The sequence below is a fragment of the Melghirimyces profundicolus genome (assembly GCF_003054245.1).
Taxonomy (GTDB): domain Bacteria; phylum Bacillota; class Bacilli; order Thermoactinomycetales; family DSM-45169; genus Melghirimyces; species Melghirimyces profundicolus.
The window spans coordinates 94,714-120,950 of record NZ_QBKR01000007.1 but is presented as its reverse complement, the minus strand read 5'-3'; the positions used below and the strand labels follow the sequence as shown (position 1 = coordinate 120,950).

The following is a 26,237-nucleotide window of genomic DNA, read 5'->3' as shown; positions in this document are numbered from 1 at the left end:
CATTCATTAATATAAAACATAACAAAATACACTTTTGAAAAAAATAACTTCCCTGCATTACAAATTGTAATGTTCAATACCGCAAATAAGAAACGCATTGAAGTTTCAATGCGTTTCTCAATATCTTAATATAGTTTCATTTACCATTTTATTTTGGATGTTTTTTTATTTTGGGGACCGTCACGGTCAATGACGATCATTTCCCAATATTCCAAGCTGGGAAGTGTAATAATTAAGTCTTGATTATCCCATTTGTATTGAATTTCTTTCAACTGTCCTTGGTGATGATCGGGGCTTGCCGTATACACCTTTAAGTCAGGTAATTCCTTTGCATTTTTTCCTATGGGGTATCTTACCGTTAAGTCAGTATGTTTCTGTGGTGATGTCGCGGCATTTCTCCAATTTTCATCGTTATTGAGCAAATTGATGAGGTGAACAACATCGTAATCTTCAAATCCTTTATTGTTCTGATTATCCCTGACGATCGTCCAGATTGTGCCACTGTCCCCATCTTTGCTAACCTTCAGTGGTTGTCCGTGATCTTCCACCTTCACCTCCGCCTCTGACTTATGACTGTCAAAGAGAAGATTTTCATAGGCAGCAAAGAACTTATAGTAATCTTTCATCGCTTGCTTGAGAGAACGGCTCATTTTTTTACTTCGATTTGGATAATATTCATGCGCCAACATGTTTGGTCCTTCTTCAAATTTTTCTGCTGTACCAATTTCAATATGTGAAGCCCCCATTGCAGCTAACCCTGCATCCATCAGACGCACCGAAGGTTCATCAAAGAGTCCGATGGTCATGCGACGCAAATGAATGGTTCCTTCTTGTCCCGCCTCTTGTTTCAATGTCACTTTATGCTTACCTGCTTTCAAATCCGGGAGCACAACGTAACCATCTTCGCTGTATGAGTCGATACTTCCCGTACTTCTGAAAGTAACGACATAAGGCTTGCCTTCAGCATCCAAAACGGGTTTTCCATCGATGTAAATCGTTCGCTCTGTATCTGCTCCGGCATTGGAGTATGTGAAGATAAAACTGGTTTCTCCTTCTTCTGCCAAACTTACGTCAAAAGTGACTTCATCTCCGGTGTGACCAAAGTGGAGCAATGTATCCTTGTATATGTGCATCGGAGGAAGGATATCGGCCAATTCAGCTTGATACTTTTTATTTCCTACTTGCAGAAAATCAAGCTTTACACCATCATCTTCCACATTTTCAACTTTGATGGAGATCGTGTTGCGTCCTTTATTTAAAGGAATTCCAGTCATTGTATTGTCTTCCCAAGCGTTATTATAGGGGAAACGAACATGATCCATTTTTTTCTCATTGACATAGACAGAACGTTTGGCAGTCTGTTTCGATGCAGAATCATTGTTATATCTCCATACCAAGTCATAGTTGCCTGCTTCCGGCGCATGAACTTCAAAATGCAGGAAATCTCCTTCATCATCAAAGTCGTATACATGACCTGCAGTGGTTGTGATCCCGTGTCCTTCCGGAGCAAAGGTTGCATTCTCCACTTGATAATCCTCATCATTAACATGTAAACTGTCTAAATTCATATATTGACCATCAGACACCATTTCGAGTACAACCTCGTGTTGACCGGAGGATACATTTGCTTTGATTGATTTCTCAACCATAGAACCATCCCAGCCTCCTGGTGTGCTGGTAAAGACAACATCTTCAGCAATCACTTTTCCATCGAGATAAACATTGACCGTTGGATTATTACCAGATCTGTATTTAAATACAAGCTCATCTGCCTCTTTTTGATTGTCTACAGAGAAGAGGACGCGTTGGCCTGCCTTCCCAAAATGATCCGTTTTCCCGGGAACCGTTTTGACATCGTTTGTTTTGGGGATCACCGGACTCCAGCCTGTCTCTGCTTCCTCTGCTTCCTTAACGGTATCCAGCAACTCAAATTGATTCACTTCAATTCCTGTTTCAGTCGTTTCATCTTCCATCTTCAGTTGAATCTCATTGGTTCCATTATTCAGAAAGACTTGTGATTCGGTTTTGCTCCAATCATCTCCATCTGTATGAGGAAGAGTTACCACTCCTGCTTTTTTTCCATTAACCAATAGGCTTCGTTCTGTTTTTTGACCTGGATTCTTATAAAAAATGGAGAGGGGTACCTCTTGCGGCTGGTCTGAATCAATTTGAAAGGATACGAAATCTCCCTGTTGCTTAAAGTTTTCAATCCCTTCATTCGTTTTTGTGATCACTGGCTGTTTTGTTGGTTTCCAGCCTATATTCGCTTTTTCAGCTTGATATTTTTGATCCCCGACCTTCATGTAATCTATTTTGGCTCCCGTATCGTTTACATTCTCCACCTTGAGAACAATCTTATTGTCTCCTTGATGTAAGGGGACTTCAACATCCTCCGATTTCTTAAACCACTCCCAACCACCTGTAGGTTCAAATTTAACGGAATCACTGATCCGTTTATCATTGACATAAAGAGAACGATTTACGGCCAATCGCTCGACACCATATTGGAAGCTGACAGGGTACGTCCCTGCTTGATCTGCTTTAACCGTAAACTCGATGAAATCTCCATCTGTTTCAAAGTTGTATACATGTCCATGCTTATCCACCTTACAACTGATCAGTTCAGCATATTCAGCCTCAAATTCCTTCTCAAAAGCGTCTTTTTGAAGGACTAAACTATCTACATTCAACCATCGGTTGTTTGTATTTAGTTGAAGTTTGATTTCGTTTTTGCCCTTTTCCAAATTGGCAGATATATTTTTGACTGCAACAGGATTTCCCCAGCCCGTTCTTTCATCAAAAGCGATTTTGCCATCGATTATTTGATTATTAACGGACAATTTCCCCTCAGGGCTATCCTGATTATCATGTCCATACAAGAGAGAAACATTGTATGTCCCGCTTTCGGGTACATCGACTGTCCATATAATCTGGTCCTCATCTTGCTTGCCAAAGTCCCCTACCCAGCCAGGTATTTTTTTAATATTGGAAATAAAAGTTGTTGATTTTGGAACCCCTTGCACATCCGCAACTTCATAGTGATCCCCGGTCGCTTGTTTATAATTCATATAGCCGGCAATGACAACCGCTTTACCGCCGTTTTTGGCACGTGTATCCTCAACAACTTTCAATAAATCGCGATAATGATCTTTGTCTTGCCAAATTTCACTATAGTCAAAATCCGTTTTTGTAGATGGTGACGTAACATCTTGATAACCAGTGTTTCCTCCGACCATGTTGAATGTAACAAAACTTTTCTGCTCATTGTTTTGGACAAGGGATTCTTTTACAGCCTCAATAAGTGAATCATAGTCCTTGGAAAAATAACGTTTTTCACCATCATAACTGTATAAGTAATCACTATCCGACCATCCCCACTGATCAAGGTGCATCCCATCAAAGCCAAATTCGTTCACGCCTCTGTTAAACTGTTTCGTAATATATTTTTGCCATTCCGGATGACCTGGATCTTGGAGATAAAGAGCTGTCGGTGGTTGAACCCAGTCAAAGAAAAATCCTTCCTGATAACGATCGGGATCCGGGTCGGGAAAAGGAGTGTTCTTCTTATAAAGTCCCCATTCCTTTTTTACTCCGAAAGCTTCATAATTTTCCCTGGCTGCATAATTCATTTGATAGGCCATTGCTGCTGCGTTGTATTTTTGAGATGCTTGAATTTGTTGCTTTACTGTTAACGGGTAGAGTTTGCGCCCCAACAAATCATCATAAGAGGTATCCGATTCTATTTTTTCTGAAATAAAATTTCCCTTCTCATCCAGAATGGGGTTTCCATTGCTATCTGTTTTGGAATAGACAGATACATCGTGGCGCCACATCCAATCATAAAATTGAAACCCATTCAAGTAATATTCCTGGGTCAGTTGTTTCATCTTCTTATCACTTTCGGCTTCTGACTCTTGTGGGAAATCTGTTGTATAGCCGTAACGGGGGAAACGTGTCCAATCACTTGAAACATCAATGGCTGCTGTCAGCTGTTGATCTGAACCCTCAATGTTTGCTTTCACAATATAACCACGAAAATCTTGAGACGGAGGGGTCCATTCTATTTCCAATCCTTTCACATCATCATTGATACGGATCAGTTTCTTTCCCTCAGCTATTTTTTCATTTAAATGATGGACTTCTAAATGAAGCTTTCCTTTCCACTCTACAGACGAATCAAACAATAACGACATTTTCACTTTTTCACCCGGTTTATATCGTGCTTTGTCCACCAAGAATGCTTGAATTGGTTCGTCAGGTAATTTCTTTTTGTTTGCTCGGGATTCGGTTATTGTTATTGGCGTTAACATCGAGGTGAAAACCAAACTCAAAATTACTGCTAAACTGATCTGAGACGACTTTGGTTTACGTTTAAAGACTTTCATACTCTTCCTCCCTTTTCATAATTTATTTCCACTTTATAATATTTGCATCGACACTTTGTTGTAATTATGAGTAATGAAAGCGCTGACTGAAACCGCTTTTGTTATGGTGATAGTGTCGTATATTCATGTTCTTGATATGGTGACATCCATCATTCGTCGGATGGTGTCATTTATTCATATGAAAATTAATAAAATACACTTTGATGTATCCATCGATGGGGCCACGTTTTCTCGGCCGATCTTCCCTCCAAGAAGCGTTGTGATGGATGGTCAGACTCAGAAGAAGGGAAGCGTTATACAGCGACTTTGCTGTCCTGCCCGGCATGGAACATTCCAGGAAAAGAAAAAAGCCCTCAAAGGGCCATTCCCGAAGGGGGTTGTTTCATTGTTTTGGTCTGACGCCACAGGGATGAGGGTCGGAAGGTATCATCCCGCTGCGGCCTGTATCTGAGGAGGAGTTGTTTTTGGCAGATTGCCAAGAAGGCCTGAAAAAGGAATCCGACTCCTCGGAAGAACAAAAATCCCGGTTGGGGATTCCACGCCGATCAGGGGGCGTGGTCAAACAAGTAACTGGCACAAGTGTAAAAGGACACCCCCATCGATCGTCATACACCCCATCCTTTGCCCATCATTGTTTTTGCCCTCTTGTATGCCTCAGGTGTGTCAATGTCAAATGTCACACCCGGATCTTCCACAGGTACGAGATTCCGGTTTTTAAGGTGTCGGATGATATCTTTGGCTCCTTGGTCCCCTTTCAAATTCCTGAAACTCATTTGTTTGATGTTCCCGAGGAACACCGGATGACCCGGCAAATTCTGATAGGAAGGACGGAACATGCAGGGTTCGTCCGATTTATTTTGCTGTTCAAGGCCTGACTGAAAGATAAACTGAATCGTACCGGGTGAAATCAGAGGTTGGTCCCCTAAGAAGACCATCACCGATCTTCCTTGGTGACACTCTTTTAACCCTGCCCACAGCGATGAACTTTGACCCATGCCGTAATCGGGATTGTAAACCCAACGAAATCGACTGTCATGGATTTGAATGGAATGTTGAATTCGTTTCGCTTCATATCCGATCACGGCAATCACTTCGGAAAACGGAAATAACAAGCACCGACTGATAATATGTTGGAGCAAAGGGACTCCTTTAAAATCCAACAGCTGTTTCGGTTCTCCCATTCTTCTGGATAATCCCGCTGCCAGGATCAGCGCACAAACGTTTGATACCACGATTTTTCACCTGTTTACGGAAGATTTGCCAGGCACGGGCTCCACGGTTAACAAACCTCCATAACCCAAATCCACAAGGTCCGCCTTATTGACCCTTTTTCTTGCCGCAACCCAAGGTAAAATCCTGTCAAAAACGGTGATCGGATCCCAAATCACACACCCTGGCAATCCCAGCACCGGGATTTCGTGATCATAACCCACTAAACACATCGAACCGGGTAAGACTGGAACCCCGTAAGAGATGACATTCACACCTGCTGCGCGAATCGCGCCAGGTGTTCGATCATCCGGATCGACGGACATTCCTCCTGTTACGAGCAATAAGTCGATCTTTTTATCCAGCATCGTCTTGATCGCCGAAACAATTTGCGGCTGATCGTCAGGGACCACTTGATATTCACTCACTTGTGAATCGTAAGCCGAGAGTTTTTCACTTACTTTTTCCTTAAACCCATCGGATACGAATCCTTCATACAACTCCGTTCCTGTGCTGATCATTCCCACATTCATCGGCTGAAAAGGATGGACGGAGATAAGGGGTTTTTGTTCGGTTAATTTCCGCACATCATCCATATTCTGTTGTGCGGTGGTTAACGGGATAATACGGGTTCCCGCTATTCGATCCCCTTTCTTTACTGGAATACCGTCTTCGATGGTGGCCACGATCACATCAGGGATGGAATTAATCTGCCGGAGCAATTCCCGATCGATGTTTACTAAGCCCCTGTATTCGGCGATGAGATTGACCCTGCCCTCGGAGGGAGCCGTAAGTTCAATGCCGGCTCCCCCGATGGCTTTGCCGATTTTCAACGCAGCCTCCTCTTCGTGAATCTGATCGGCCGGAATATCCATTACAAAAATATGAAATTTTCCGATGGATTTCAAGACAGGAATATCCTTTTCCCGAATCACGTGTCCTCTTGGAAAAGCCACCTCATCCACTTCTTCGGGAACAATCCGTGTCACATCATGGCCCAACTTCATCCCAACAGCTTCATGGATGGGTATTTCCTTCATGATGTCCCCCCATATCGAATGGCTCTTCTATTTCTTACCCGGTCGCGTTATCTCCGGGCCAATTGATGAATCTTGTCCTTTCCCCGTAAAAACCCGCCCGGGTGACCATTTCGAAACGCCAGGATCTCCGCCAAAATGCTGATCGCCACTTCCTGCGGGTTGTCGGCGCCGATGTCCAGGCCGACAGGATTGTACATCCGCGCCATTTGCTCTTCCCCGAAGGTGATTCCTTTCCTTTCCAACTCCTCCAACATCCGCTGACGACGGGATCGCGGCCCGAGCACGCCCACATAGGGGGCGGCGGAGTTCAGGGAAAACCGGATGGCGGCCTGGTCACGCTCCAGATGGTGGTTCATCACCACGACAAACGTCCGCCTCCCGATGATCACCCGCTCCTCCCACGAACCTGCATCGGCCGGAATGATCCGGGCTCCTGGAAAGCGTTCCTCCGTGGCGTAGGCCGGGCGCGGATCCACCACCACCGTTTTGAACCCCGACTCGACGGCGAATTTCACCAACGGGACGGCGTCGTGACCGGCACCGAAAATCACCAGCTCCAACGGGGGAAGGTTGACGTCGACGAAAACCTCCGCTTGTCTGCCTCCGGGCAAGGAAAACAGGCAGGTCTCCGATTGGGGATGCAGGGTGTCCAGTTTTTTTCGTGCCCGTTCGACAGCCAACCGGTTCAAGGCCTCATCGCCCAAGTCTCCCAGTGGTTCGCCGTTCTCAGGGACAAAGAGACGGACCCCGGCGGGAAGGCCCGGTGAAGGAGAAAGCTCCAACAACGTGTTCAACACTGCCGCCTGCTCTTCCTTCAGACACGTGGTCCACGCGCCAAAGGGATCACGCCCCGGACGGAGGCGGTCGTTTTCCTTCCGTCCATTCATGAGGATGACTCCTTCCCCGCAAAACCCTGCCCTTCCGCATCCCCGCCGGCAAATGATGGCGGCGCATCCGCGCAGCTCTTCGTCCCACTCCGCGATACCGCCTCGATGAACACGTCGACGGTTCCCGGGCAGCCCAGGCCCAACCCCCACACGAGATCCTCGTCCAAATGGTAACGCTTGAGAACCGGTCGTCCCTCGGAGATGACCCGTTTGGCCACTTCCGCCACATCCGGCTCCAGACAGCCGCCGGAGATCACACCGGTCCTATTTCCTTCCTCGTCGATCAGCATTTTGGCCCCTTCCCGGCGATAGGCGGATCCCTTCACGCGGATGACGGTGGCCAGCGCCATCTTTCTGCCCTCCCGCTCCGTCTCTTCCATCGCCAGGACGATTTCCCGATTCTCTTTCATGTCCGTCATCACCTCCGGAATTGAATGCGATTCGTCAGCCACCCGAAGGAGGGAGGATCGCAGGTCCTCCGAAAACTGACCGGTGAATCTTCTGTCCACACTCCGGCTCCCAATCGCACAAGTCCCACTTCCCTTTGATCTTCCAATTGGACCCCGTCACGGTCCCCCTGTCCAGACGCCGCTTACCTGTTCGGACCAGGTGCCGGAGGCAAGAAGAGGGGCCGGAAAATCGGACCCTCCACCGCCTTCCGCCAACTGTCCAGGTCGTGTACATCGACCAGTCGATGGATGTACGGCATCACGGTGGACATGCCACCCGAGATCGGCTCATAGCCCGGATCGCCGAGCAGGGGATTAAACCATACCACGTGCCGTACCCGTTCGGAGAGCCCCTGCATGGCGGAACGCAGGCGTTCGAGTCGGCCGGCGTCAAACCCGTCCGACACGATGATCACGAAAGTGTGTCGCCGCAGCAGACCGCCGTACCTGAGCTGCAACTCCTCCAGCGCTTCCCCGATGCGCGTTCCGCCCTTGAGTTCTGTCAATTCCGACACCGGGATCCCCTGCACGGCTTTACGCGCCACCAGTTGCGTGACACGCTTGAGCCGGGTCGAGAAGACGAACACCTCGCAACGCAGTCGCAAGCGCGTAAACGACCACGCAAGGGCGGTCATGAACGGGGTGTGCTCCTTCATCGACCCGGAAATGTCGATCAAGAGAACCACCGACGGCCGGTCCGGACGAACCTGTTGCCAACGCAGGCGAAGCGGCTCCCCCGCGTAACGGACGCTCTCACGGATCGTCGCGCGCAGGTCCACCCGATCACACCCGCCGCTTTGATACCGTCGCCCCGGGGGGCTGTCGAATTGCTGCAAAGCCCGCTTGGAGACGGCCATCACCTCCCGTAACCGATCCGGGTCGGCCTGCAGGGCGTAGCGTTCCCCCTGACTCGGACTGGATCCCGGCTGCATGGCGAAACTCACGGTGGGCGGGCGATCCTGCATCAAAGCCGGACCACCCGAATTCCCGGAACGATCCTCAACCTGAACCCGTTTCTTTTCTTCCAACCGGGGTCCCCGATTCAAAAAGTGGCGCTCAAACAAATGCGGAAACGACCTCCACTCGGCAGGGGAGCGGGCGTAGACCGAGCGCAGCGCAACAAAAAGTTCCCCCGGCATCGACAGGTCCGCCTCCGCCAAGCACCTGAGTGCGGTCAACGTCTCCGGCGTGCCCGCGCGAAAACCGTGTTGACGCAAAAAAGGGGCAAAATCCCGCACCTGACGAATCGCCGCTGCGGTAAGCCCCGTCAGTCCGGAAAGATCTACGCGTTCCACAACAAGGCCAGCCCCTTCCCTCTCACCAGTTCCATGTCTTCCTGCGTCTTCAACAGGCACCCGAGCGTCAGGCGGCTGACGGTTTCGTCCAGTTCTCCGGCGGTCAGATCGGTAACCGCGCGCGCCCAATCGATCGACTCTGCCAGACCGGGGGGCTTGAGCAACGATGCCTTGCGCAACCGGCGCACCCCGCGCGCGATCTGGCGGGTGACGGTCGGAGCCACGTCGGCCACATGAAGGGCAATGATGGCCGCCTCCTGTTCCACATCAGGATAATCCACCCAATAGTAGAGACAGCGCCTTCGGAGCGCGTCCGACAGGTCGCGCGTGCGATTGGATGTCAGGATCACCGTCGGCGGCACTTCGGCCCGGAACGAGCCCCGTTCCGGAATCGTGATCTGAAACTCTGACAGAAATTCCAGCAACAGAGCTTCAAATTCTTCATCGGCCCGATCCACCTCGTCGATCAACAGAACGGGGGCGGGAGTCGTCTTCAAAGCACGCAACAAAGGCCGTTCGATCAAAAAAGTGTCGGTGTAGATGTCCGGCGCCGTCTCCCCGGCCTCATCGGATAACGTGGCCCTGGTCAGCAACAGCTGTTTCGGGTAGTCCCAATCATACAGGGCATGAGCCGCGTCCAACCCCTCGTAGCACTGCAGACGAATCAGCTCGACCTCCCGGATCGTCGACACCGCCTTGGCCAGTGCGGTCTTGCCGACACCGGCCGGGCCCTCCAACAGCAACGGACGGTTCAGCCGATGTGCCAAGTGGAGGACCGTGGCCAGTCCTTCATCGGCTACGTAATTCGCATCATGCAAGTTTTTTCGCAACTTCTCCACGCGGTCGTCCACGGTCGATCCCTCCGTACGACCCCAGGCAGTCAGTCCGTCGACCCGGGTTCCTCCGTATCCGCCGACGCTGCAGCCGCTTGCTTCGATACGGACGAAAGCGATTCGCGCAAATTGGCGAACATCTTCTCCGTGATCTTCTTGGCTTCGTTATCAATCAACCGGCCGCCGATACTGGCGATCGGCCCGCTGATCACGGCGTCACAGCGCCAATCCAGTTTCGTTCCCCCGTTTTCCGTGTCGCTGAGCGTGAGCTTCGTCTTCATGTCGACGCGGCTGCCCATCCCCCCGCCGCGGATGGAGAGCTCACCCGACTTTTCCGGCTCGGTTACGGTCAATTCGGTCTGCAAGTTGAATTTTCCCCTCACGGGCCCGACACCCACCCGCACAAGCGCGCGAAAGCGGGTCTCGCTCTCCACATCCAACTGCAAAAGATCCGGAATACAAGACCCCATCTGGTGTGGGTCGGTTACAAACGCCCATACCGTCGGACGCGGCAAATCGATGAAAAAGTCTCCTTGATACGTACGCACCTGTCTACCTCCTCGCCGGAAACAGTCAGACGCACCCCGCCCTCTCTGGAAGCGTTGTGAAAAAGTGAGCGGCAGCATTTACCCAAAGCCGCTCCGACTGCACTCACAGAGCACAAGTCTCGCCTGGGTCGCTTCACTCCCGGTCTCGCTATGCACTCACAGAGCACAAGTCTCGCCTGGGTCGGCTTTCACTCCCCGGTCTCGCTATGCTGTCCTGCAGAGATGCAGGCACTGTCCGCTCCGAATCATCCTGCTGCGGGCAGGGGCAAACGCCTGCGGATGCAACACAGAGAAGCTTTTGCCCCTGAACGCCCTTGCAGGCTCATTCTCCGCTGGGCAGGACAGCAAAGTCGCTATTTTGGGTCAACACTTCCCTTCTTCTGAGCCTGACAATCAATCACAACGCTTCTAGCGGGTGATCGCGTATGCTTCCGGATCTTGTTGAAATTTACTTAAACAGTGAGGGCAGCAGAACCCAACCGTCTTTCCGTCGTGCTCCGTACGATAAGCTGTATTGTCGAGATCGACACGCATCCCGCAGACCGGATCGATCCCCGTCCCCAACCCCGTGGATGTGGACACAGTCCCCCCGGCAACCGTCTCCGAGGTTGACGTACCGGAGGGCGGAAAGTAACGAACATCCGTCTGGCGGCGCCGCCGCTCGATCATCTGCGCAAAAATGCTCAGTGCGATCTCTTGCGGTCCCACGGCGCCGATATCGTGACCGGCCGGCGCGTCAACGAAATCGCAAAACTCAGCGGATACTCCCGTGCGGATCAACTCCTCCCGCTGCGAACGCCAGCGTTTCGGACTGGTGACCAGCCCGGCATAAGCCAACGGATAATCCCGAAGCATCCGCAGGCTGTCGCCGTCGTACAGTCCCATCGTTGCCACCATGGCGTACATGTCGGGTTCGCACACCTCCGACACGCCTCGTTTCAAACGTTCCAGCGGGTCGCTTCCATTCGCCTGATTTTGTTCCAACGCCAGCCGCCGGGGAAACCACCCGAATTTCGGAGCCAGCTCCTCCAGTGCCAAGGCAATCGGAAAATCTCCAATCACGAGCAGGAGCGGATCCGGCAGTTTCGGTTCGATGAACAGTTCCACCTCCCCCTCCGACTGGCAAGTCATCGGCAAAACCGTCACCCCCTCTTCCGCCTCGGCGGGCGGACGCGGGGTGATCAGAAGCAATTGGCTCTGACCCGTTTCGAGGCATTGCCGGGCTTGATCCGTCACCAACCCGTGCGTACATTGACCTCCGACAAAACCGAATATGCGACCGTCGGAAGTGACAACGGCCTTGTCGCCCACGGTGGACGAGCTGGGTCTGACTCGACGGACCACGGTCACCACGGCGTAAGGTTCCCGATGCTCCTCCAACAAGCGAATCTCGTTCTGTAACGTGTTCATCGCGTGAACCGGCAGGGGAAGACCCCCGCCGGAGATCACCTCCTTACCCCGCCTTTTTCTGTGAACCCCACCGCTCCAGCACCGGATCACCGCCGGATTCCCGCCGATCGACCGGGGAAACTACCCCGGGGGTGGCCGTCACCAATCGGTTCCGTCTGAAGCCGTGACCGTCGGCGTCTTCCTTATGTTCCCGCCGTCACTTGTTCACTCCGTGCTCACGCAGGACCTCCCATACCTTCCACGGGAAGATGGGCATGTCGATGTGCTCCACCCCCAGCGGCGCCAGAGCGTCCACCACCGCGTTGACAAAAGCCGCGGGCGAACCGACGTTCGGCGATTCGCCGACCCCCTTGGCCCCGATGGGATGGTGCGGTGAGGGCGTCACCGTCCGATCCGTCTCCCAGTGCGGGGTGTCCAGCGCGGTCGGAACCAAGTAATCCATCCAGTTCGGTGCCAGGCAGTTTCCGTCCTCATCGAACGGGATATCCTGCATGAACGCGATCGCAAAGCCTTCCGTCAACCCGCCGTGCACCTGTCCATCGACGATCATCGGGTTGATCACGTTACCGCAATCGTCGACCGCGAGAAAACGGCGAACTTTCACCGCTCCCGTTCCCTTGTCGATGTCGACGACCGCAATGTACGCTCCGTGGGGAAAGGTGAGATTGGGAGGATCGTAATAGTACGTGGCTTCCAACCCGGGCTCCATGCCCTCCGGCACATTGGTGTAGGCAGCGAAGGCGATGTCCTTCATCGTCACGCTCTTGTCTGGCAACCCCTTGGCCGAAAACGAAACGCCATCCCAAACCACGTCGTCCTCCCCCGCCTCCAGCAGGTGTGACGCGATCTTCTTTGCCTTATCACGGATCCGCCGGCCGCAGAGCGCAGCGGCACCACCGGCGGTCGGAGTGGAGCGGCTGGCGTAGGTTCCCAATCCGTAGGGGGCGGTGTCGGTATCCCCCTCCTCGATCAGGACATCTTCGGTGCTCAGCCCCAACTCCTCCGCGATGATCTGGGCAAAGGTCGTCTCATGCCCCTGTCCCTGGTGGCGGACCCCCAGGCGGGCGAGCACCTTGCCTGTCGGATGAAGCCGGATTTGGGCACTGTCGAACATCTTGATTCCCATGATGTCAAAGGTGTGGCTCGGCCCCGCACCGACCACCTCGGTGAAAGTGGAGATGCCGATACCCATGAGTTCTCCGCGGGCCCGCTTTTCCGCCTGTTCCTTACGCAGTTCTTCGTAACCGATTTTCTCCAGCGCCAGATCCAGGGTTTTCTCGTAGTCGCCGCTGTCGTAAGTCCAGCCCGTCGGCGACTGGTACGGAAACTGTTCCTTGCGGATGAAGTCGCGTTTCCTGAGCTCCGCCGGATCGACGCCCACACGGCGGGCGAGCACATCCATCACACGCTCGATCAAATACGCCGCCTCGGTCACGCGAAACGAACAGCGGTAGGCGATCCCGCCGGGCGCCTTGTTTGTATAGGCACCGTCGACCTCAACGAAGGACTCCTTGAAGTCGTAGGAACCGGTCACGATGCTGAACAGCCCCGCCGGGAATTTGGACGGATCGGCCGCGGCGTCAAAGGCCCCGTGATCGGCAATGGTCTTTACCCGCAGCGCCAACACCCGTCCATCCTCCTCAGCGGCAATTTCGGCGGTCATGTGGTAATCGCGCGCAAAGCCGGTGCTGCTGATGTTTTCGGTACGCGATTCGATCCACTTGACGGGACGGCCCAGTTTGAGCGAGGCCACGATGGCGCAAACATATCCGGGATAAACGGGGACCTTGTTGCCGAACCCGCCCCCGACGTCCGGCGAAATCACGCGAATCTGGTGCTCCGGCAGGCCGCTGACCATCGACAGGACGGTCCGGTGCGCGTGGGGAGCCTGGGACGTCACGTACCATGTCAGTTTTCCGGTCGACGACTGGTAGTCGGCGACACAGCCGCACGGTTCCAACGGCGACGGGTGGACACGGGGAAAGCGCACATTTTGCTTGACCACCACCGGCGCGTTCCGGAACAGTTCTTCAGTCGCCTCCTTGTCGCCTGCTTCCCAGTGAAAAATGTGGTTGGACTTCTTCTCCCTGTCCTCTCGCAGGACCGGCGCGTCCGGGTCAAGCGACTGGATCGGATCAACGACAGCGGGGAGCGGTTCATACTCCACGTCGACCAGCTGCGCGGCATCTTCCGCTTGCTCCCGGGACTCGGCGATCACCGCGGCCACTTCCTGGTACTGGTACAGCACTTTCCCGGTCGCCAGCACCATCTGTTTGTCCCCGGCCATGGTCGGCATCCAGGCCAGGTCCATGGCCGCCAGATCTTCACCGGTGATCACCAACTTGACGCCCGGTGCCTCCAGCGCCGCCGAAGGATCCACGTGCTTGATCCGCGCATGTGCGTAGGGGCTGCGAACCAAACTCATGTACAGCATGCCGGGCAACACGATGTCGTCGATATAGCGGCCCATGCCGCGGATAAAGCGAGGGTCCTCCTTGCGTCCGACGGACTTGCCCAGTGGGCGCAACTCAGTCTGACTTTTTGCCACTGGCCGCCACCTCCTTGGCTGATTCAGAGGGTGTATCGTCGGCCGCACCGGCCAACTTCGCCGAAGCCGATCGAATGGCTTTCACGATGTTCACGTATCCCGTGCAGCGGCAGACGTTCCCGGAAATCCCCGACCGAATCTCCGCTTCCGACGGCTGTGGGTTGCTTTGCAACAGAGCGTAGCCGGACATCAGCACGCCAGGCGTACAGTAGCCGCACTGCAAACCATGTTCCTCCCAAAAGGCCGTTTGCAACGGATGCAGCCCGTCCTCCCCTTCCAGCCCTTCGACGGTCATCACATCGCATCCATCGGCCTGAACAGCCAACACCGTGCACGATTTGACCGCCTTGCCGTCGAGCAGTACCGTGCAGGCGCCGCAGTTGGTCGTATCGCATCCGATATGGGTGCCGGTCAGTCCCAGATCCTCCCGCAAGTAGTAGGCCAGCAGCTTCCGCGGCTCGACATCGGATTCCTTTGTCCGCCCGTTGATGCGAAGCTGGATCTTCATCCCACTACCCCCTCTCCCTGCAGTTCTTTCGCGATATCGGATAAACCCCGCTCGGCGAACACCCGCAGAACGTCGCGCTTATAAGCCGCACTCCCGCGCAGATCGTCTTCCGGATCGGCGTCTTCCGGGACCATGCGGGAGACGTCATCAATCGTCTCCGGCGTCAGCTTCTTGCCCAGCAAGTACTCCTCCGCACGCTTCCCCCGCAGCGGAACCGGACCACACGCGCAGATGCCGAACCCCGCCTCGGCGACGGTTCCGTCGGAAGCCAGCACCACATGGATGGCGAGTCCCGCGATCGCGAAGTCACCGGCTTTCCGTTCAATCTTCAGATACCGTCCGGCGGTCCGACCCGCCGGCTTCGGAACAAGTACCGCCGTGGCGATCTCGGTCTCCTCCAGCGCCGTGGTGAACGTGTCCACGAAAAAGTCGTCCATGGGAATCTGCCGCTCCCCCCCGGACCCAATCCCCTCCACCCGGGCATGCAAGGCCAACATGGCCGCCCCCCAGTCGGAAGCCGGATCGGCGTGGGCCAGCGAGCCGCCGATCGTACCCCGATTGCGCACCAGAGGATCGGCGATCCAGACGGCGGTCTCAGCCAAAAGCGGGTAGCGGTCCCGCAACTCCACCGCATTTTCCAGCTCCGAGTGTCGGGTCAGCGCTCCGATCCGAAGGAAACCGCTTTCTTCTTTCCACCCTCTCAGTTCATCAATACTGTTGATGTCGATCAGGATGGGCGGCGCCGCCATGCGCAGTTTCATCATCGGCAACAGACTTTGTCCGCCTGAGAGCACTTTCGCGTCGTATTCGTGCCGCTGCATCAGTTCCACCGCCTCCGCCAAAGTGGTGGGGGCCATATACTCAAATGAGTTGGGAAACAACGCGAAACCTCCTTTGATTGGGATTTGTTCCCTTTCTATAATAATCAGAATATAATACTAAGTCAATAAATTTACACAAGGGAAGTTACAAGTCAATAGCGATCCAGATTGTTGAACAGAGAACTGTATCCTTCGCTTCAAGCAAGGGTGAAGAATCGAGATCCCGTATAAAAAATGAGGCTTCCCAATCCAGTTTTTCGTAAATCGGGCGATGCACAAAACCACCTTCTTCTGTTTATTCCTTGGGATGTAACTCCTTTGTTTTCTTACTTTTATCATTTAATGTCTTTATAATAGTCTACAAGAGGAAGCACCCATTGGACCCAAGAGTATCGTCTGTATGGGGGGAGGTACTACGAAGCTTCCTATTATTCAGATGACACTTGGATTTCTCGGTTACGGCAAAGGAACGTTCACTGGTGGATTGAAAGAAGGAAAAGCAGGACTCTTCGAATGCGCAGACGGCGGCACCCTCTTCTTGGATGAGGTTGGCGAACTCCCCCTTCCGACCCAATCGATGCTACTTCGAGTCTTACAAGAAAAACAGTTGACACGTATTGGTGAACAAAAATTGCGCCGAGTGGACGTTCGCTTAATTGCCGCTACAAACAAAAATTTACGGAAAGCGGTTCATGAAGGAACGTTCCGTTCCGACCTCTATTTTCGATTAAATATAATTTCATTTACTGTCCCGCCACTAAGAGAACGAAAAGAGGACATTCTTGCTCTGTCTGAGCATTTTATGCGGCAATTTGAAAAAAAGAAAATATGGAGAAAACCCACGTCTTTGCACCGGAAACAATCGACAGATTGGAACATTACGATTGGCCTGGCAACGTGCGTGAACTGAAAAATACTGTAGAGTATGCTTTATTATTTACAGAAGGTTCCGTTATCCAGTTGAAACATTTGCCGCCATCCATTTTGGAAGACGAGCTCTGCTCCGCCGATCCCCCCCTTAACGAGTCTATGAGAATAGAGAAAGAAAAACCAAACAAGGAACGTGAATATATCCTCAGGCTTCTGTAATCAACCAAGTACAATATCTCAAAAACAGCTCGAATCATGGGTATCTCCCGTGGCACTCTGTATAAACGGCTTAAACAATACGGTCTCCGTTAAAAAAGACCCCTGCAGGAAAAAATCCGGCAGGGGTCCTCTTTGAAAGTAGTTAACTAAATTTAGTGATGACATTGAAGCCCTTCGTTTTATATTGTGTCATATTTTCGAACACTTCGTTGACATCATTTAAGCTGACTTCACGCTCAACCAATCTTTTTGGATTAAGCCGACCTGATGCAACCAAATTTAACAGACCCTGGTAATCAGGGTGTGGGTTGCCGATACTGCCGACAAAGTCAATTTCAAATGCAGTAATGAGATCAACGGGCAGAGACACAAAACCACCTTCTTCTGCCGTGGTAAGTCCAACCTGTACATGACGTCCACCTTTTCGCAAGGACAGGACCGAGTTGAGAACCGTATCCTTAATGCCCAACGCATCCAGTCCGACATGTGCACCGCCTTTTGTAATTTCTTGAATTGCTTCGGGGACGTTTTCATTTTTGGCATTGACGGTTGCTATTGCCCCTTCTTGCTTGGCCATTTCCAGCTTTTGATCGTCAATATCGACGGCGATCACCTGGGCCCCGAGACTCCGTCAAAAATTCACTAACCAGAGGTTTGACATCTACAACTGCAAACCATTCCCCTCCCTAAGATTTGGTAAGCAATGTTAACCAGTCGCTCTAGTTAAAAGAGCAAAAATCATACCAAAGGCAGGGATTAATAAACGACGACACAACAAGCTTATACACACCGTGTTTTCCCAAACTGTTTAAAAGGATGAACAACTTGACTACTCTATGAACAATTTGTTTATCCTATGTATTCTTCGGGTCAGAACCTGCAAGCTAAAAATCTACAATTAGTTCCCCCGGGGATTGCCGGGCCCCTGAAGTCTAATTTTCCTATCGTATACAAGCAATTAAGCTTTGTGAGATTGATATAACCTTTTTCTGATAAGGATTGAAGGCGGTTTAAATAAGAAAACTTTGACCATTTCCTTATGGTTAGGGGTTTGATTTCAACAACCGAGCATACTGTTTATGAGTGTGAGGGATACCGGGCCACGCCTTACGGGCGTGATCCCAGACGACTCGTACAGTGACCCGCCCAGTTTTCAAGCATGTACGGGTCATTTTCGTGCGATCAGAACACAAACCGTTACCACCTACACAAGTAAGGAGAATACGCGATTGTTTCCTTCATCCACACCACTTCCAAGGACCTGATCTTCCAGATACCGTGATAATGATTTGCAGGAGCATCTCCATCGACGGCTTCCGGGAGTGTCTCGGATTCATCTGGACAGATTTCCCTTTTATTTTTTCAACCATCGATGATCCGTGGATAAAAAAATGGCCCTTTCCAGGCCGTCTTCGAAAGCCTTTAATCTTCTGATTATCTATTGTTTTATCAGCGATCCTTTAATTCCTAACGTAATCCGACGCAAAAGGCTGAGTTTAGGCTTCTTCATCCCGATAAAATTGAAAAAGCGATCGGTCCATACAATGAGCAGGTCTTGATTGTCTGCAATGCATTCGACGGGCAGCAGATTTACTTTCTGTTGTAAATCGGTTTTCGTTCCTGGAAAATCGTGAATATTGATTACCATTTTATCTTCTTCCCCGTCGATCAACTGGAAGTGTTCACTGAACTGACGATACAGGTTCCTCCACGTGTTTCGTTGGCGTTCTTTATAGTCCGAAAACCGATGGTAAGGGAAATACGGCGGGACTTCCAACCCGACTTTGTTGTAATAGTCCAAAAAGATTTGTCGGGTCGCAGACAGAGGATCATCCAGTGTGTAAAAGGGTTCATCGTTTTTGATCTTTTGTCCCATCCGATAGGTCACATCTTTGAACAACGAAGCATTCAGTTCCGACTGAACTCGGGTTAAATATCGTCGGGATTCGGCTAAGTTCTCTTCGGGGAAGGTGTTGTTGATTTGAAGGTAATAGATCCTGCGAATGTTTTGCGGTGAGGAATGGAACTTGGTCGAGTTGGTCGTTCCGATCATACACGGGTGCTTGTTGAACATTTGATTGCTAACGTGTTTGATCAGCTCTTCTCCTCTTTTTCCGGTGAAGAAACGATCGGGGATTTCATCGATCAGTAACGGCATGATCCATTCGGACTCAAAAAAACTTCGGAGATGAACTTCACTCTTAAAATCGGTGTACCAACGGTAATGGGGGTCACATCCCATCATCATGCCGAGAAATTCGATCACAGCCGTTTTCCCTTGTCGGGGCATTCCAGCAAGGATCAAGAAAGCTGGAAAATCGGAACGAGCACTGTTGCTCCCTTCCATGGTGGCGTAATGGTCCCGAATCTTCCACATCCAAGGCGATGTTAGCCCATAAAGGATGGCTTCAAAGATCCGCTTTTGGTTCTCCACCTCTTTCTCAACGGTGAAGCGTTGATACGCATCGATAAATTGATGGATCAAGGACAGCTGATGGTGAATCTCCTCTTTTGTGGCCGGTTTGGAATATGGGATTAAACGGGGTTCCGTTTCGCCTTCTTCTGGTTCGGTTTTGACATATAACTGGGAGGTCCCTGGGTCAAATAAAACAGGCTGTCGATTGTCCAGTCCTTCATTGTCTTGGTATTTCGTTGTAACGGTCGCGGTGATTTTATTCCGTCTCTTCTGCAGCATCTTCACCGTGGCAGGCTTGATTGTCTTATTTTTAGAATCTTTTTGGATGACTAATTTAAGAAGCTGGATTCGATCCTGAGCTTCTTTCTTTTCCTTATCCAATTCTTGAGGACGGTTTTGCAGGGCTTCCCAAGTCTCTTCGGGTATCGCGATTTTTTTGTCTCTCAACTCCGTCATTTCTTGAATGGTCCAGTTCGTCTTCAAATCGGGATCGACAAGAAGAATTTCTTCCGGTTTTTTCTCTTTCTTGATAAAATCCGGTATGTAATCGATCGTTTCTTCCTGAATTTTATCAAACCGTTTTTTATAAACGGCATATAGTGGGTCATTGTCAAAGACCATCACGTCTTCAAATTGGTTTCCCTCCCCAAATCCATGGGGGGTGAAATTGGCGGATCCCATAATCAGGCGGGTCTCTTCTGTTTGGGAGTGACTTAACAGATAGATCTTTGAGTGAATCGGTTTATCTGAACTGAAGCGAACAGAGTATTGGCCCTTTCTCATTTTTTCCTTGGTCGGCAGATCGAGGGAATTCCAAAATTTTGCCCGTTCATCTTGACTGGCCAGCTTATAAAGTCCGTCGGTAAATGATTGATGGTTTTCCCGATCTTCGATTCCCAGAATGAGATGAACGGATGAGAAACCTTGTGTGGCCTCGAAAAAATAGCGAGGGGAGGCAACGTAAGTAACAGCAGACAGATAATCATATCTCTCTGTATCAAAAAGAGCCTTTTTATCCATCGAAACAACTTGTCCATCTTTCACAACTTGAAGAAAGGACATCTGATCCCCCTCCCTGCACCAAACTCATATTAACCATATCATAAATGATACTTTTTTGTTTAATAGAATTCTTTGAATAAAGCACTCCAGGTGACCTCGTAACTTTCCCCACCCATCCCCAGTTCCATCGATCACCCGTTCGGCTACGCTGGAATGAGGTGATCAAGATGTTTCCCTCCCATGCTGGCACACTGTCTATAAATAACGAAAAGGAAAGTTTTAAAGCTCGAACTTTCCTTTCTTTGATTGGAACGTCTGAACCAATATCAAGTTCTTTTTCCTTATTAACCGTTCAATTTAGCTTCTTCTTCCTTTTGCAGTGCGATGATTTCAGATTCTGTCCATTTTGTCATTGTTAAACCTGTGATCGCAAAAATAATCGAAATCAACGGAACGGTAAAGTTCAGAACGGCATATGGTGCATATTCAAACGCGTGGACACCCAGCGTACCAAAAATGAAGACTCCGCATGTATTCCATGGAATAAAAACGGATGTCAATGTACCACCATCTTCAAGCGCACGAGATAAATTCTTTGAGTGCAATCCTTTTTCACGGTATGCTTTTGCATACATCCGAGATGGAATAATGATCGAAATATATTGCTCAGAACAAGACGCATTGGTTGCAAAGCATGAGACAACTGTCGAAACGACTAATCCTTTTGCGGATTTCGCAACCTTTAAAATTTGTTTCACAATGGCTTCCAGCATTCCTGTATTCTCAAGAATACCACCAAAAGTCATTGCTACAATCGCCATCGAAACGGTGTACATCATGGAATCCAAGCCACCGCGATTAAAAAGGTCGTCCACCATTTTATTTCCGGTATCAATCACATAGCCGCTTTGGAGTGCTGAAACTGCTTCGGAAATGGAGTCTCCTTGAACAACTATTTGAGCCAAAAAGCCAAGGGTAATTCCAACGATTAATGCCGGAATGGCAGGAACCTTTTTTGCCACCAAAACAATAACAAGCACTGGAATGATTAATAAAAAAGGTGAAAGAACAAAGCTGTCCTGTAATACTTGCACCGTTTGATCAATTTTTGTTGAATCGATCCGATTTTCTCCAAAGTTCCTTCCTAATATCGCAAAAACAATTAACGTAATGACGAAAGCTGGAATCGTTGTAAAAAGCATGTGGCGAATATGAACAAATAAATCTGTGTTTGTCAGGCCTGATGCTAAGTTTGTCGTGTCTGAAAGTGGTGACATTTTATCGCCGAAATAAGCTCCTGAAATGATCGCACCAGCTACCATTGGAGCAGGAATGCCCATGCTTAATCCAATTCCCATACCGGCAACCCCAATTGTCCCCATCGTTGACCAGGAACTGCCGATGGCTAAAGATACAACTGCACAAATGATTACCATCGTAACGAGGAAGAGTGATGGTGTAATCATTTTTAAACCAAAATAAATCATTGTGGCAACAATTCCGCCGCCAATCCATGCACCGATCGTCAGACCAATGAGCATAATGATGACAACAGCAGGTAGTGCGAGGCGAATCCCCTTATACATTGCCTCTTCTATCTCTTTCCATTTAAACCCGGAACGCCATGCGACAAGAGCAGCAACTATGGTTCCAACGATGAGTGGAATATGAGGCCCTTGCTCGAGTTTAATAACAGTAATCGCCATCACAACGATCATAACGACGAGCGGAATAATTGCAATACTGAATTTCATCTCTTTTTTCATAGTAATTCCTCTCACCCTTATCTCTGTTGTGCGTTTTTCGTTGCTAATTTTTTAATACAATTTGGGTAATTGTCGTTTAATAGTCGTTGGCAGGGTAAGAATAAATGTTCTTGTGCCGATCGTCAATTTGTTTTTGTTAGAAAAATATGAAAAGGTATTATCTTGCAAAAGAACAAGCTCTCAAGCATTCAGCAACGTTTCAGCTAAAATGCGCGCCCCATTATATTTCATCTACCTTAATCTCAAGTCCCTAAGTTACGACTTTATGAAAATAGCGTGGAAAATGCGTCCACAATGGTTGGATGATCCCCCAGATAGGCCATGAGCGCATCCACGCCTAACACACTGAGAGACAAAACGACGAACAGGGTGAAAATGGCAAATACCAATTGGAATAGGATCTGTTTGAACATCGTCTGTCGTCCTCCGTCGTACAATTTCCTTCCTATATTTTACCTTAATGGACAAACAAATCAAACTGATTTACAATATTTGGAGTTGATGATGATGCGTTAATAGGACTGGTGGTTAAACGGATCATCGTGCTGGATGTGCTTGAATAAAAAAAGCCAGGTAGATTGCTCCACTTGGCTTGAATGGTTTAATGATACATTGGGCAGGAAGGCTTTTAATAACAGCAAACCCGGACAGGGGGCATCCCCTTGGTGGGCTGGACCCACCCTATCAGCCGGTTGAAACCAATGAATAAAAACAGACGAACATAGAGAATATTAAAGGGCGGAAAAAGTTGGAGCCGCTCTTGGTGCCGATATCCAATGGATGATGGTCCTTTCTCGGGTGATGAAAAAGCACATGCAAGGGAGAATCCGTTATGCCTGATCCGATCACGGAACGCGTTGCTTCTTTGGACTGGAAGTTGTTGCAACAATCGCTGGACGAGCATGGATATGCTTTGATTCCTTCCTTATTGGACAAGGATCAGTGCCGCGAAATCATAAATATGTATGATCAGGAATCCTTCTTTCGAAGCACGATTGATATGACCCGATACCGGTTTGGAAGAGGAGAGTACAAATATTTTCAATCTCCTCTTCCGCCCTTGTTGCAACAACTGCGCACAAGCTTTTACCCCGAACTGGCAAAAACGGCGAATCGGTGGCTGCAGCGGCTCGGAGATGATGCCATCTATCCATCTGATCTACAGGAATTTCTCAATCAATGTCACCAGCAGGGACAGGTACGGCCAACTCCGCTGATTTTAAAGTATGAAGCAGGTGGATACAATTGTCTGCATCAGGATTTATACGGTGACATTTTCTTTCCGTTCCAGGTGGTATTCGCATTAAATCAAAGAGGGGTGGATTACACCGGTGGGGAATTTATGCTGGTGGAACAAAGGCCAAGGGCACAAAGCAGGGGACATGTGATTACATTGGAACAAGGATCCGGACTGATCTTTCCCACCCATCATCGTCCTGTTTCCGGAAAGCGCGGTTACTATAAAACCCGACTTCGGCACGGGGTCAGCACCGTCACTTCGGGTACGAGATACAGCTTGGGTATTATTTTCCATGACGCGAAGTGATGCCCGGGCGCTATACTGAAAGTAAAATCGAACCCTCAAAACGAATGTACGGACCCTGTACAGTGTAAAACCTCTGGAGGATTCCGCATGAAGAGCAAGTTCTTTTATAAATACCCAAAAAGACTCCTTAATAAAGGAACAGGATTTCTTTCCGGTTATAGCCACTCTCTCAATCCCTATACGGGTTGTTCATTTGGTTGTTCGTACTGCTATGTGCGCCAAATGCCTGTTTCGATATTCCGTGAGGAGGAATGGGGAACCTGGGTGGACATCAAAAAGAAATCGGCAGACATCCTGCGCAAAGAGCTTAAGAGAGCCAAGAGTAAAGGGAAAGTGACGATTTTTATGTCATCCAGCACCGACCCTTATCAACCTGTCGAGTACAAGGAGAAAATAACCCGATCCTTGCTGGAAGTCATGGTGGAGAATCAACCGGACTTTTTATTCGTGCAGACCAGGAGCCCTCTGGTATGCAGAGATATTGATCTGTTTCTTCTTTTAAAGGATCGCGTCCGGGTCAGCATGACCATTGAAACAGACCGGGAAGATATACGTAAACATTTTACGCCGGGTGCCCCGCCGATTGAGGCTCGGTTAAAGGCGCTGCAACTTTTGGCCGATAAAGGGGTGCCGACTCAAGTGACGATCGCCCCGGTGTTGCCCAGCAGTGAACAGTTTCCGGTCAAGTTAAAGAAATTGGTCAACCGTGTCTGTGTCGACGATTATTTCATGGGAGACGGCAGCGGAGGAAAACGAACCGGGAATTTGGGTATTTTTTCGATGTACGAAGAACTGGGTTTGGAAGAATGGTATGATCGGTCAGCTTATCGGATCGTCTATGACAGACTAAAAAAAGTATTCCCCGATGAACAACTCTATTTGAGTCAGAAGGGGTTCTTGCCTTAGAAGTATGGTGAAAAAGTGAGCGGCGGTAAAGCCGCTCACTTTGCACTCACAGAGTACAAGTCTCGCCTGGGTCGCTTGCACTCCCCGGTCTCGCTATGCACTCACAGAGCACAAGTCTCGCCTGGGTCGCTTGCACTCCCCGGTCTCGCTATGCACTCACAGAGCATAAGTCTCGCCTGGGTCGCTTGCACTCCCCGGTCTCGCTATGCACTCACAGAGCATAAGTCTCGCCTGGGTCGCTTGCGCTCCCCGGTCTCGCTATGCTGTCCTGCAGGGATGAATGGACTGTCCGCACCGAATCTTCCTGCTGCGGGCAGGGGCGAACACCTGCGAATGCAACACAGAGAAGCTTTTGCCTGAACGCCCCTTGCTGGCTGATTCTCCGCCGGGCAGGACAGCAAAGTCGCTGTTTCGGGTAAACGCTTCCCTTCTTCTGAGCCTGACAATCCATCACAACACTTCTATTGGTCATGTAAATTCCGTCTTTTCGAAGAGAATGGCATATGCCCGGTTCCTTCATGGAACCAATACACAGCTGAGTAGTAACAGACCCCGTTCTCTTCCATCACTTTCACCTCTCCCCGCGATTGGATCAAATCGAGGTGGCCGAGGGTCTCCGACAGGACCAGTGACAGTTCGCTTTCGTACTTGGACGGAAATAATCGTTTGCAAATGTCAAAGCCCGAAAGCGGCCCCGAATCCAAAACAGCCCGAATGGCAGTAGCGCGTTCATCCTGCTTTTGCAACCGTTGTCCAATCAGCTCATGCACACCGGTCACCTCTTCCCCGTGACCGGTAAGCACGCGGGACAAATCCAGCGGAAGCATTTTTCTGAGGGATTCCCGGTACTGGAGTAACGCTTTTGGCCGTTCCGCTTCACCCGGGTAGGGAGGTTCCATGACCGCATTGGAGGAGATGTGTGCGAGAAGATGATCTCCCCCGATCATCACCCCGTCGCGTTCCCGGTACAGGGCGATGTGGCTTTGTGCGTGTCCCGGCGTCTCCATCACCCTCCAGTCCGTCATCCCCGGCACAGCGTCCCCTTCTTTCAACACCGTGTCTAAACCGGTCTGACAGTTGAATCGGAAAATACCCTCGAACATTTGCTTCAGAAAGGGAAGAAACCGCTCCTCCACGCCGAATGAACGATACAGTTTTTTAAAGAAGGCCCAGCTGTTTTCGAAAAAGGCGGGGTCCTGGCTGATCCAAGGCTCGTTTCGCCAATGTCCCAACACATCGATAGGGCTCTCTTGTCCGAGGTAGTCCAAAAGTCCCACATGGTCCACGTGGTGGTGCGTCAACACGACCTGATCGATATCCTCCGGAACATACCCGACCTCTTTCAGTTGACGTTTCAGGGCGGTCCACGCGGCTTCCGATTTCGGTCCCGCATCAATCAATGTCAAGGCGTCATCTTCGATAAGATAAACATTGACCGGTCCAACGGGGAAGGGAGTGGGAACTTGAAACGAATGAATACCCTGAATCCTTTGAATGCAACTTCTCAAACATAACACCTCCGCTTTCAGCAACGCAAATATTGAGTGAATAGTCATTCATTCACTATTTTACATCTGGG

The 26,237-nt window shown here is 50.2% G+C and carries 20 protein-coding genes and 2 pseudogenes; 5 read left to right on the top strand and 17 right to left on the bottom strand.

Annotated elements, in window-relative coordinates; all coding sequences use genetic code 11:
* Window positions 1-140: 140 nt before the first annotated feature.
* The 12 genes from C8P63_RS06925 to C8P63_RS06865 all read right to left on the bottom strand — a co-directional run bounded on the left by C8P63_RS06925 (window position 141) and on the right by C8P63_RS06865 (window position 15,993).
* Window positions 141-4,385, bottom strand: a complete 4,245-nt coding sequence (locus tag C8P63_RS06925) for a glycoside hydrolase family 66 protein (protein WP_108022615.1) — start codon at window positions 4,383-4,385, stop codon at window positions 141-143.
* A 605-nt stretch (window positions 4,386-4,990) separates the two neighbouring features.
* The gene (locus C8P63_RS06915) at window positions 4,991-5,617 is read right to left on the bottom strand and encodes a nucleotidyltransferase family protein (protein ID WP_146172129.1); all 627 of its coding nucleotides are present in this window, start codon (window positions 5,615-5,617) and stop codon (window positions 4,991-4,993) included.
* A gap of 6 nt (window positions 5,618-5,623) precedes the next feature.
* Entirely contained in the window at window positions 5,624-6,634 is a 1,011-nt protein-coding gene (locus C8P63_RS06910; RefSeq protein WP_108022612.1) for a molybdopterin-binding protein, read from the bottom strand.
* Between the two features lie 47 nt (window positions 6,635-6,681).
* Window positions 6,682-7,521 carry an XdhC family protein gene (locus C8P63_RS06905; protein WP_108022611.1) on the bottom strand — a complete coding sequence of 280 codons (840 nt, stop codon included), beginning with the start codon at window positions 7,519-7,521 and terminating at the stop codon, window positions 6,682-6,684.
* On the bottom strand, window positions 7,518-8,030 hold the full coding sequence (locus C8P63_RS06900) for an XdhC family protein (protein ID WP_245920756.1): 513 nt from the start codon (window positions 8,028-8,030) through the stop codon (window positions 7,518-7,520). The genes C8P63_RS06905 and C8P63_RS06900 overlap by 4 nt, the downstream gene beginning before the upstream one ends.
* An 83-nt stretch (window positions 8,031-8,113) precedes the next feature.
* A complete protein-coding gene (locus C8P63_RS06895) occupies window positions 8,114-9,265 on the bottom strand; it encodes a vWA domain-containing protein (RefSeq protein WP_108022610.1) in 1,152 nt (383 codons plus the stop codon).
* Entirely contained in the window at window positions 9,253-10,116 is an 864-nt protein-coding gene (locus C8P63_RS06890) for an AAA family ATPase (RefSeq protein WP_108022609.1), read from the bottom strand. Before C8P63_RS06890 ends, C8P63_RS06895 begins: the two co-directional genes overlap by 13 nt.
* Before the next feature lie 29 nt (window positions 10,117-10,145).
* Window positions 10,146-10,646: an SRPBCC family protein gene (locus tag C8P63_RS06885; RefSeq protein ID WP_170109538.1), complete on the bottom strand. Its 501-nt coding sequence runs from the start codon at window positions 10,644-10,646 to the stop codon at window positions 10,146-10,148.
* 408 nt (window positions 10,647-11,054) lie between these two features.
* A complete protein-coding gene (locus tag C8P63_RS06880) occupies window positions 11,055-12,095 on the bottom strand; it encodes an XdhC family protein (RefSeq protein ID WP_245920755.1) in 1,041 nt (346 codons plus the stop codon).
* 157 nt (window positions 12,096-12,252) lie between these two features.
* A complete protein-coding gene (locus C8P63_RS06875) occupies window positions 12,253-14,604 on the bottom strand; it encodes an aerobic carbon-monoxide dehydrogenase large subunit (protein WP_108022607.1) in 2,352 nt (783 codons plus the stop codon).
* Entirely contained in the window at window positions 14,585-15,112 is a 528-nt protein-coding gene (locus C8P63_RS06870) for a (2Fe-2S)-binding protein (RefSeq protein ID WP_108022606.1), read from the bottom strand. Before C8P63_RS06870 ends, C8P63_RS06875 begins: the two co-directional genes overlap by 20 nt.
* Window positions 15,109-15,993 carry an FAD binding domain-containing protein gene (locus tag C8P63_RS06865; RefSeq protein ID WP_108022605.1) on the bottom strand — a complete coding sequence of 295 codons (885 nt, stop codon included), beginning with the start codon at window positions 15,991-15,993 and terminating at the stop codon, window positions 15,109-15,111. The genes C8P63_RS06870 and C8P63_RS06865 overlap by 4 nt, the downstream gene beginning before the upstream one ends.
* Window positions 15,994-16,333: 340 nt before the next feature.
* Between C8P63_RS06865 and C8P63_RS06860 the strand changes: the two genes are divergently transcribed.
* The 3 genes and pseudogenes from C8P63_RS06860 to C8P63_RS20000 form a co-directional block, all read left to right on the top strand.
* Window positions 16,334-16,843, top strand: coding sequence for a sigma 54-interacting transcriptional regulator (locus C8P63_RS06860; protein ID WP_108022604.1), 510 nt, complete (start codon window positions 16,334-16,336; stop codon window positions 16,841-16,843).
* Window positions 16,762-17,022 carry an AAA-type ATPase lid domain-containing protein gene (locus C8P63_RS20155; RefSeq protein WP_483869520.1) on the top strand — a complete coding sequence of 87 codons (261 nt, stop codon included), beginning with the start codon at window positions 16,762-16,764 and terminating at the stop codon, window positions 17,020-17,022. Before C8P63_RS06860 ends, C8P63_RS20155 begins: the two co-directional genes overlap by 82 nt.
* 12 nt (window positions 17,023-17,034) lie before the next feature.
* Window positions 17,035-17,115 (top strand): annotated as a pseudogene (locus C8P63_RS20000) (helix-turn-helix domain-containing protein); the annotation flags it as partial.
* Window positions 17,116-17,164: 49 nt separating this feature from the next.
* Here the strand turns inward: C8P63_RS20000 and C8P63_RS06850 are convergent.
* The 4 genes and pseudogenes from C8P63_RS06850 to C8P63_RS19015 form a co-directional block, all read right to left on the bottom strand.
* A pseudogene (locus C8P63_RS06850) lies at window positions 17,165-17,650 on the bottom strand (zinc-binding dehydrogenase); the annotation flags it as partial.
* Between the two features lie 810 nt (window positions 17,651-18,460).
* Window positions 18,461-20,500 carry a phospholipase D family protein gene (locus C8P63_RS06845; protein WP_108022603.1) on the bottom strand — a complete coding sequence of 680 codons (2,040 nt, stop codon included), beginning with the start codon at window positions 20,498-20,500 and terminating at the stop codon, window positions 18,461-18,463.
* 284 nt (window positions 20,501-20,784) lie between these two features.
* Window positions 20,785-22,206, bottom strand: a complete 1,422-nt coding sequence (gene nhaC, locus C8P63_RS06840) for a Na+/H+ antiporter NhaC (protein ID WP_108022602.1) — start codon at window positions 22,204-22,206, stop codon at window positions 20,785-20,787.
* A 263-nt stretch (window positions 22,207-22,469) separates the two neighbouring features.
* Entirely contained in the window at window positions 22,470-22,619 is a 150-nt protein-coding gene (locus tag C8P63_RS19015) for a hypothetical protein (protein WP_170109537.1), read from the bottom strand.
* Between the two features lie 419 nt (window positions 22,620-23,038).
* Between C8P63_RS19015 and C8P63_RS06835 the strand changes: the two genes are divergently transcribed.
* Window positions 23,039-23,752: a 2OG-Fe(II) oxygenase gene (locus tag C8P63_RS06835; protein ID WP_108022601.1), complete on the top strand. Its 714-nt coding sequence runs from the start codon at window positions 23,039-23,041 to the stop codon at window positions 23,750-23,752.
* An 87-nt stretch (window positions 23,753-23,839) separates the two neighbouring features.
* The gene (locus tag C8P63_RS06830; RefSeq protein ID WP_108022600.1) at window positions 23,840-24,658 is read left to right on the top strand and encodes an SPL family radical SAM protein; all 819 of its coding nucleotides are present in this window, start codon (window positions 23,840-23,842) and stop codon (window positions 24,656-24,658) included.
* A 461-nt stretch (window positions 24,659-25,119) separates the two neighbouring features.
* Here C8P63_RS06830 and C8P63_RS06825 read toward each other — a convergent pair whose 3' ends face one another.
* Window positions 25,120-26,166 (bottom strand): MBL fold metallo-hydrolase, encoded by a 1,047-nt coding sequence (locus C8P63_RS06825; RefSeq protein WP_245920754.1) that lies wholly within the window; start codon window positions 26,164-26,166, stop codon window positions 25,120-25,122.
* Between the last annotated feature and the right edge of the window lie 71 nt (window positions 26,167-26,237).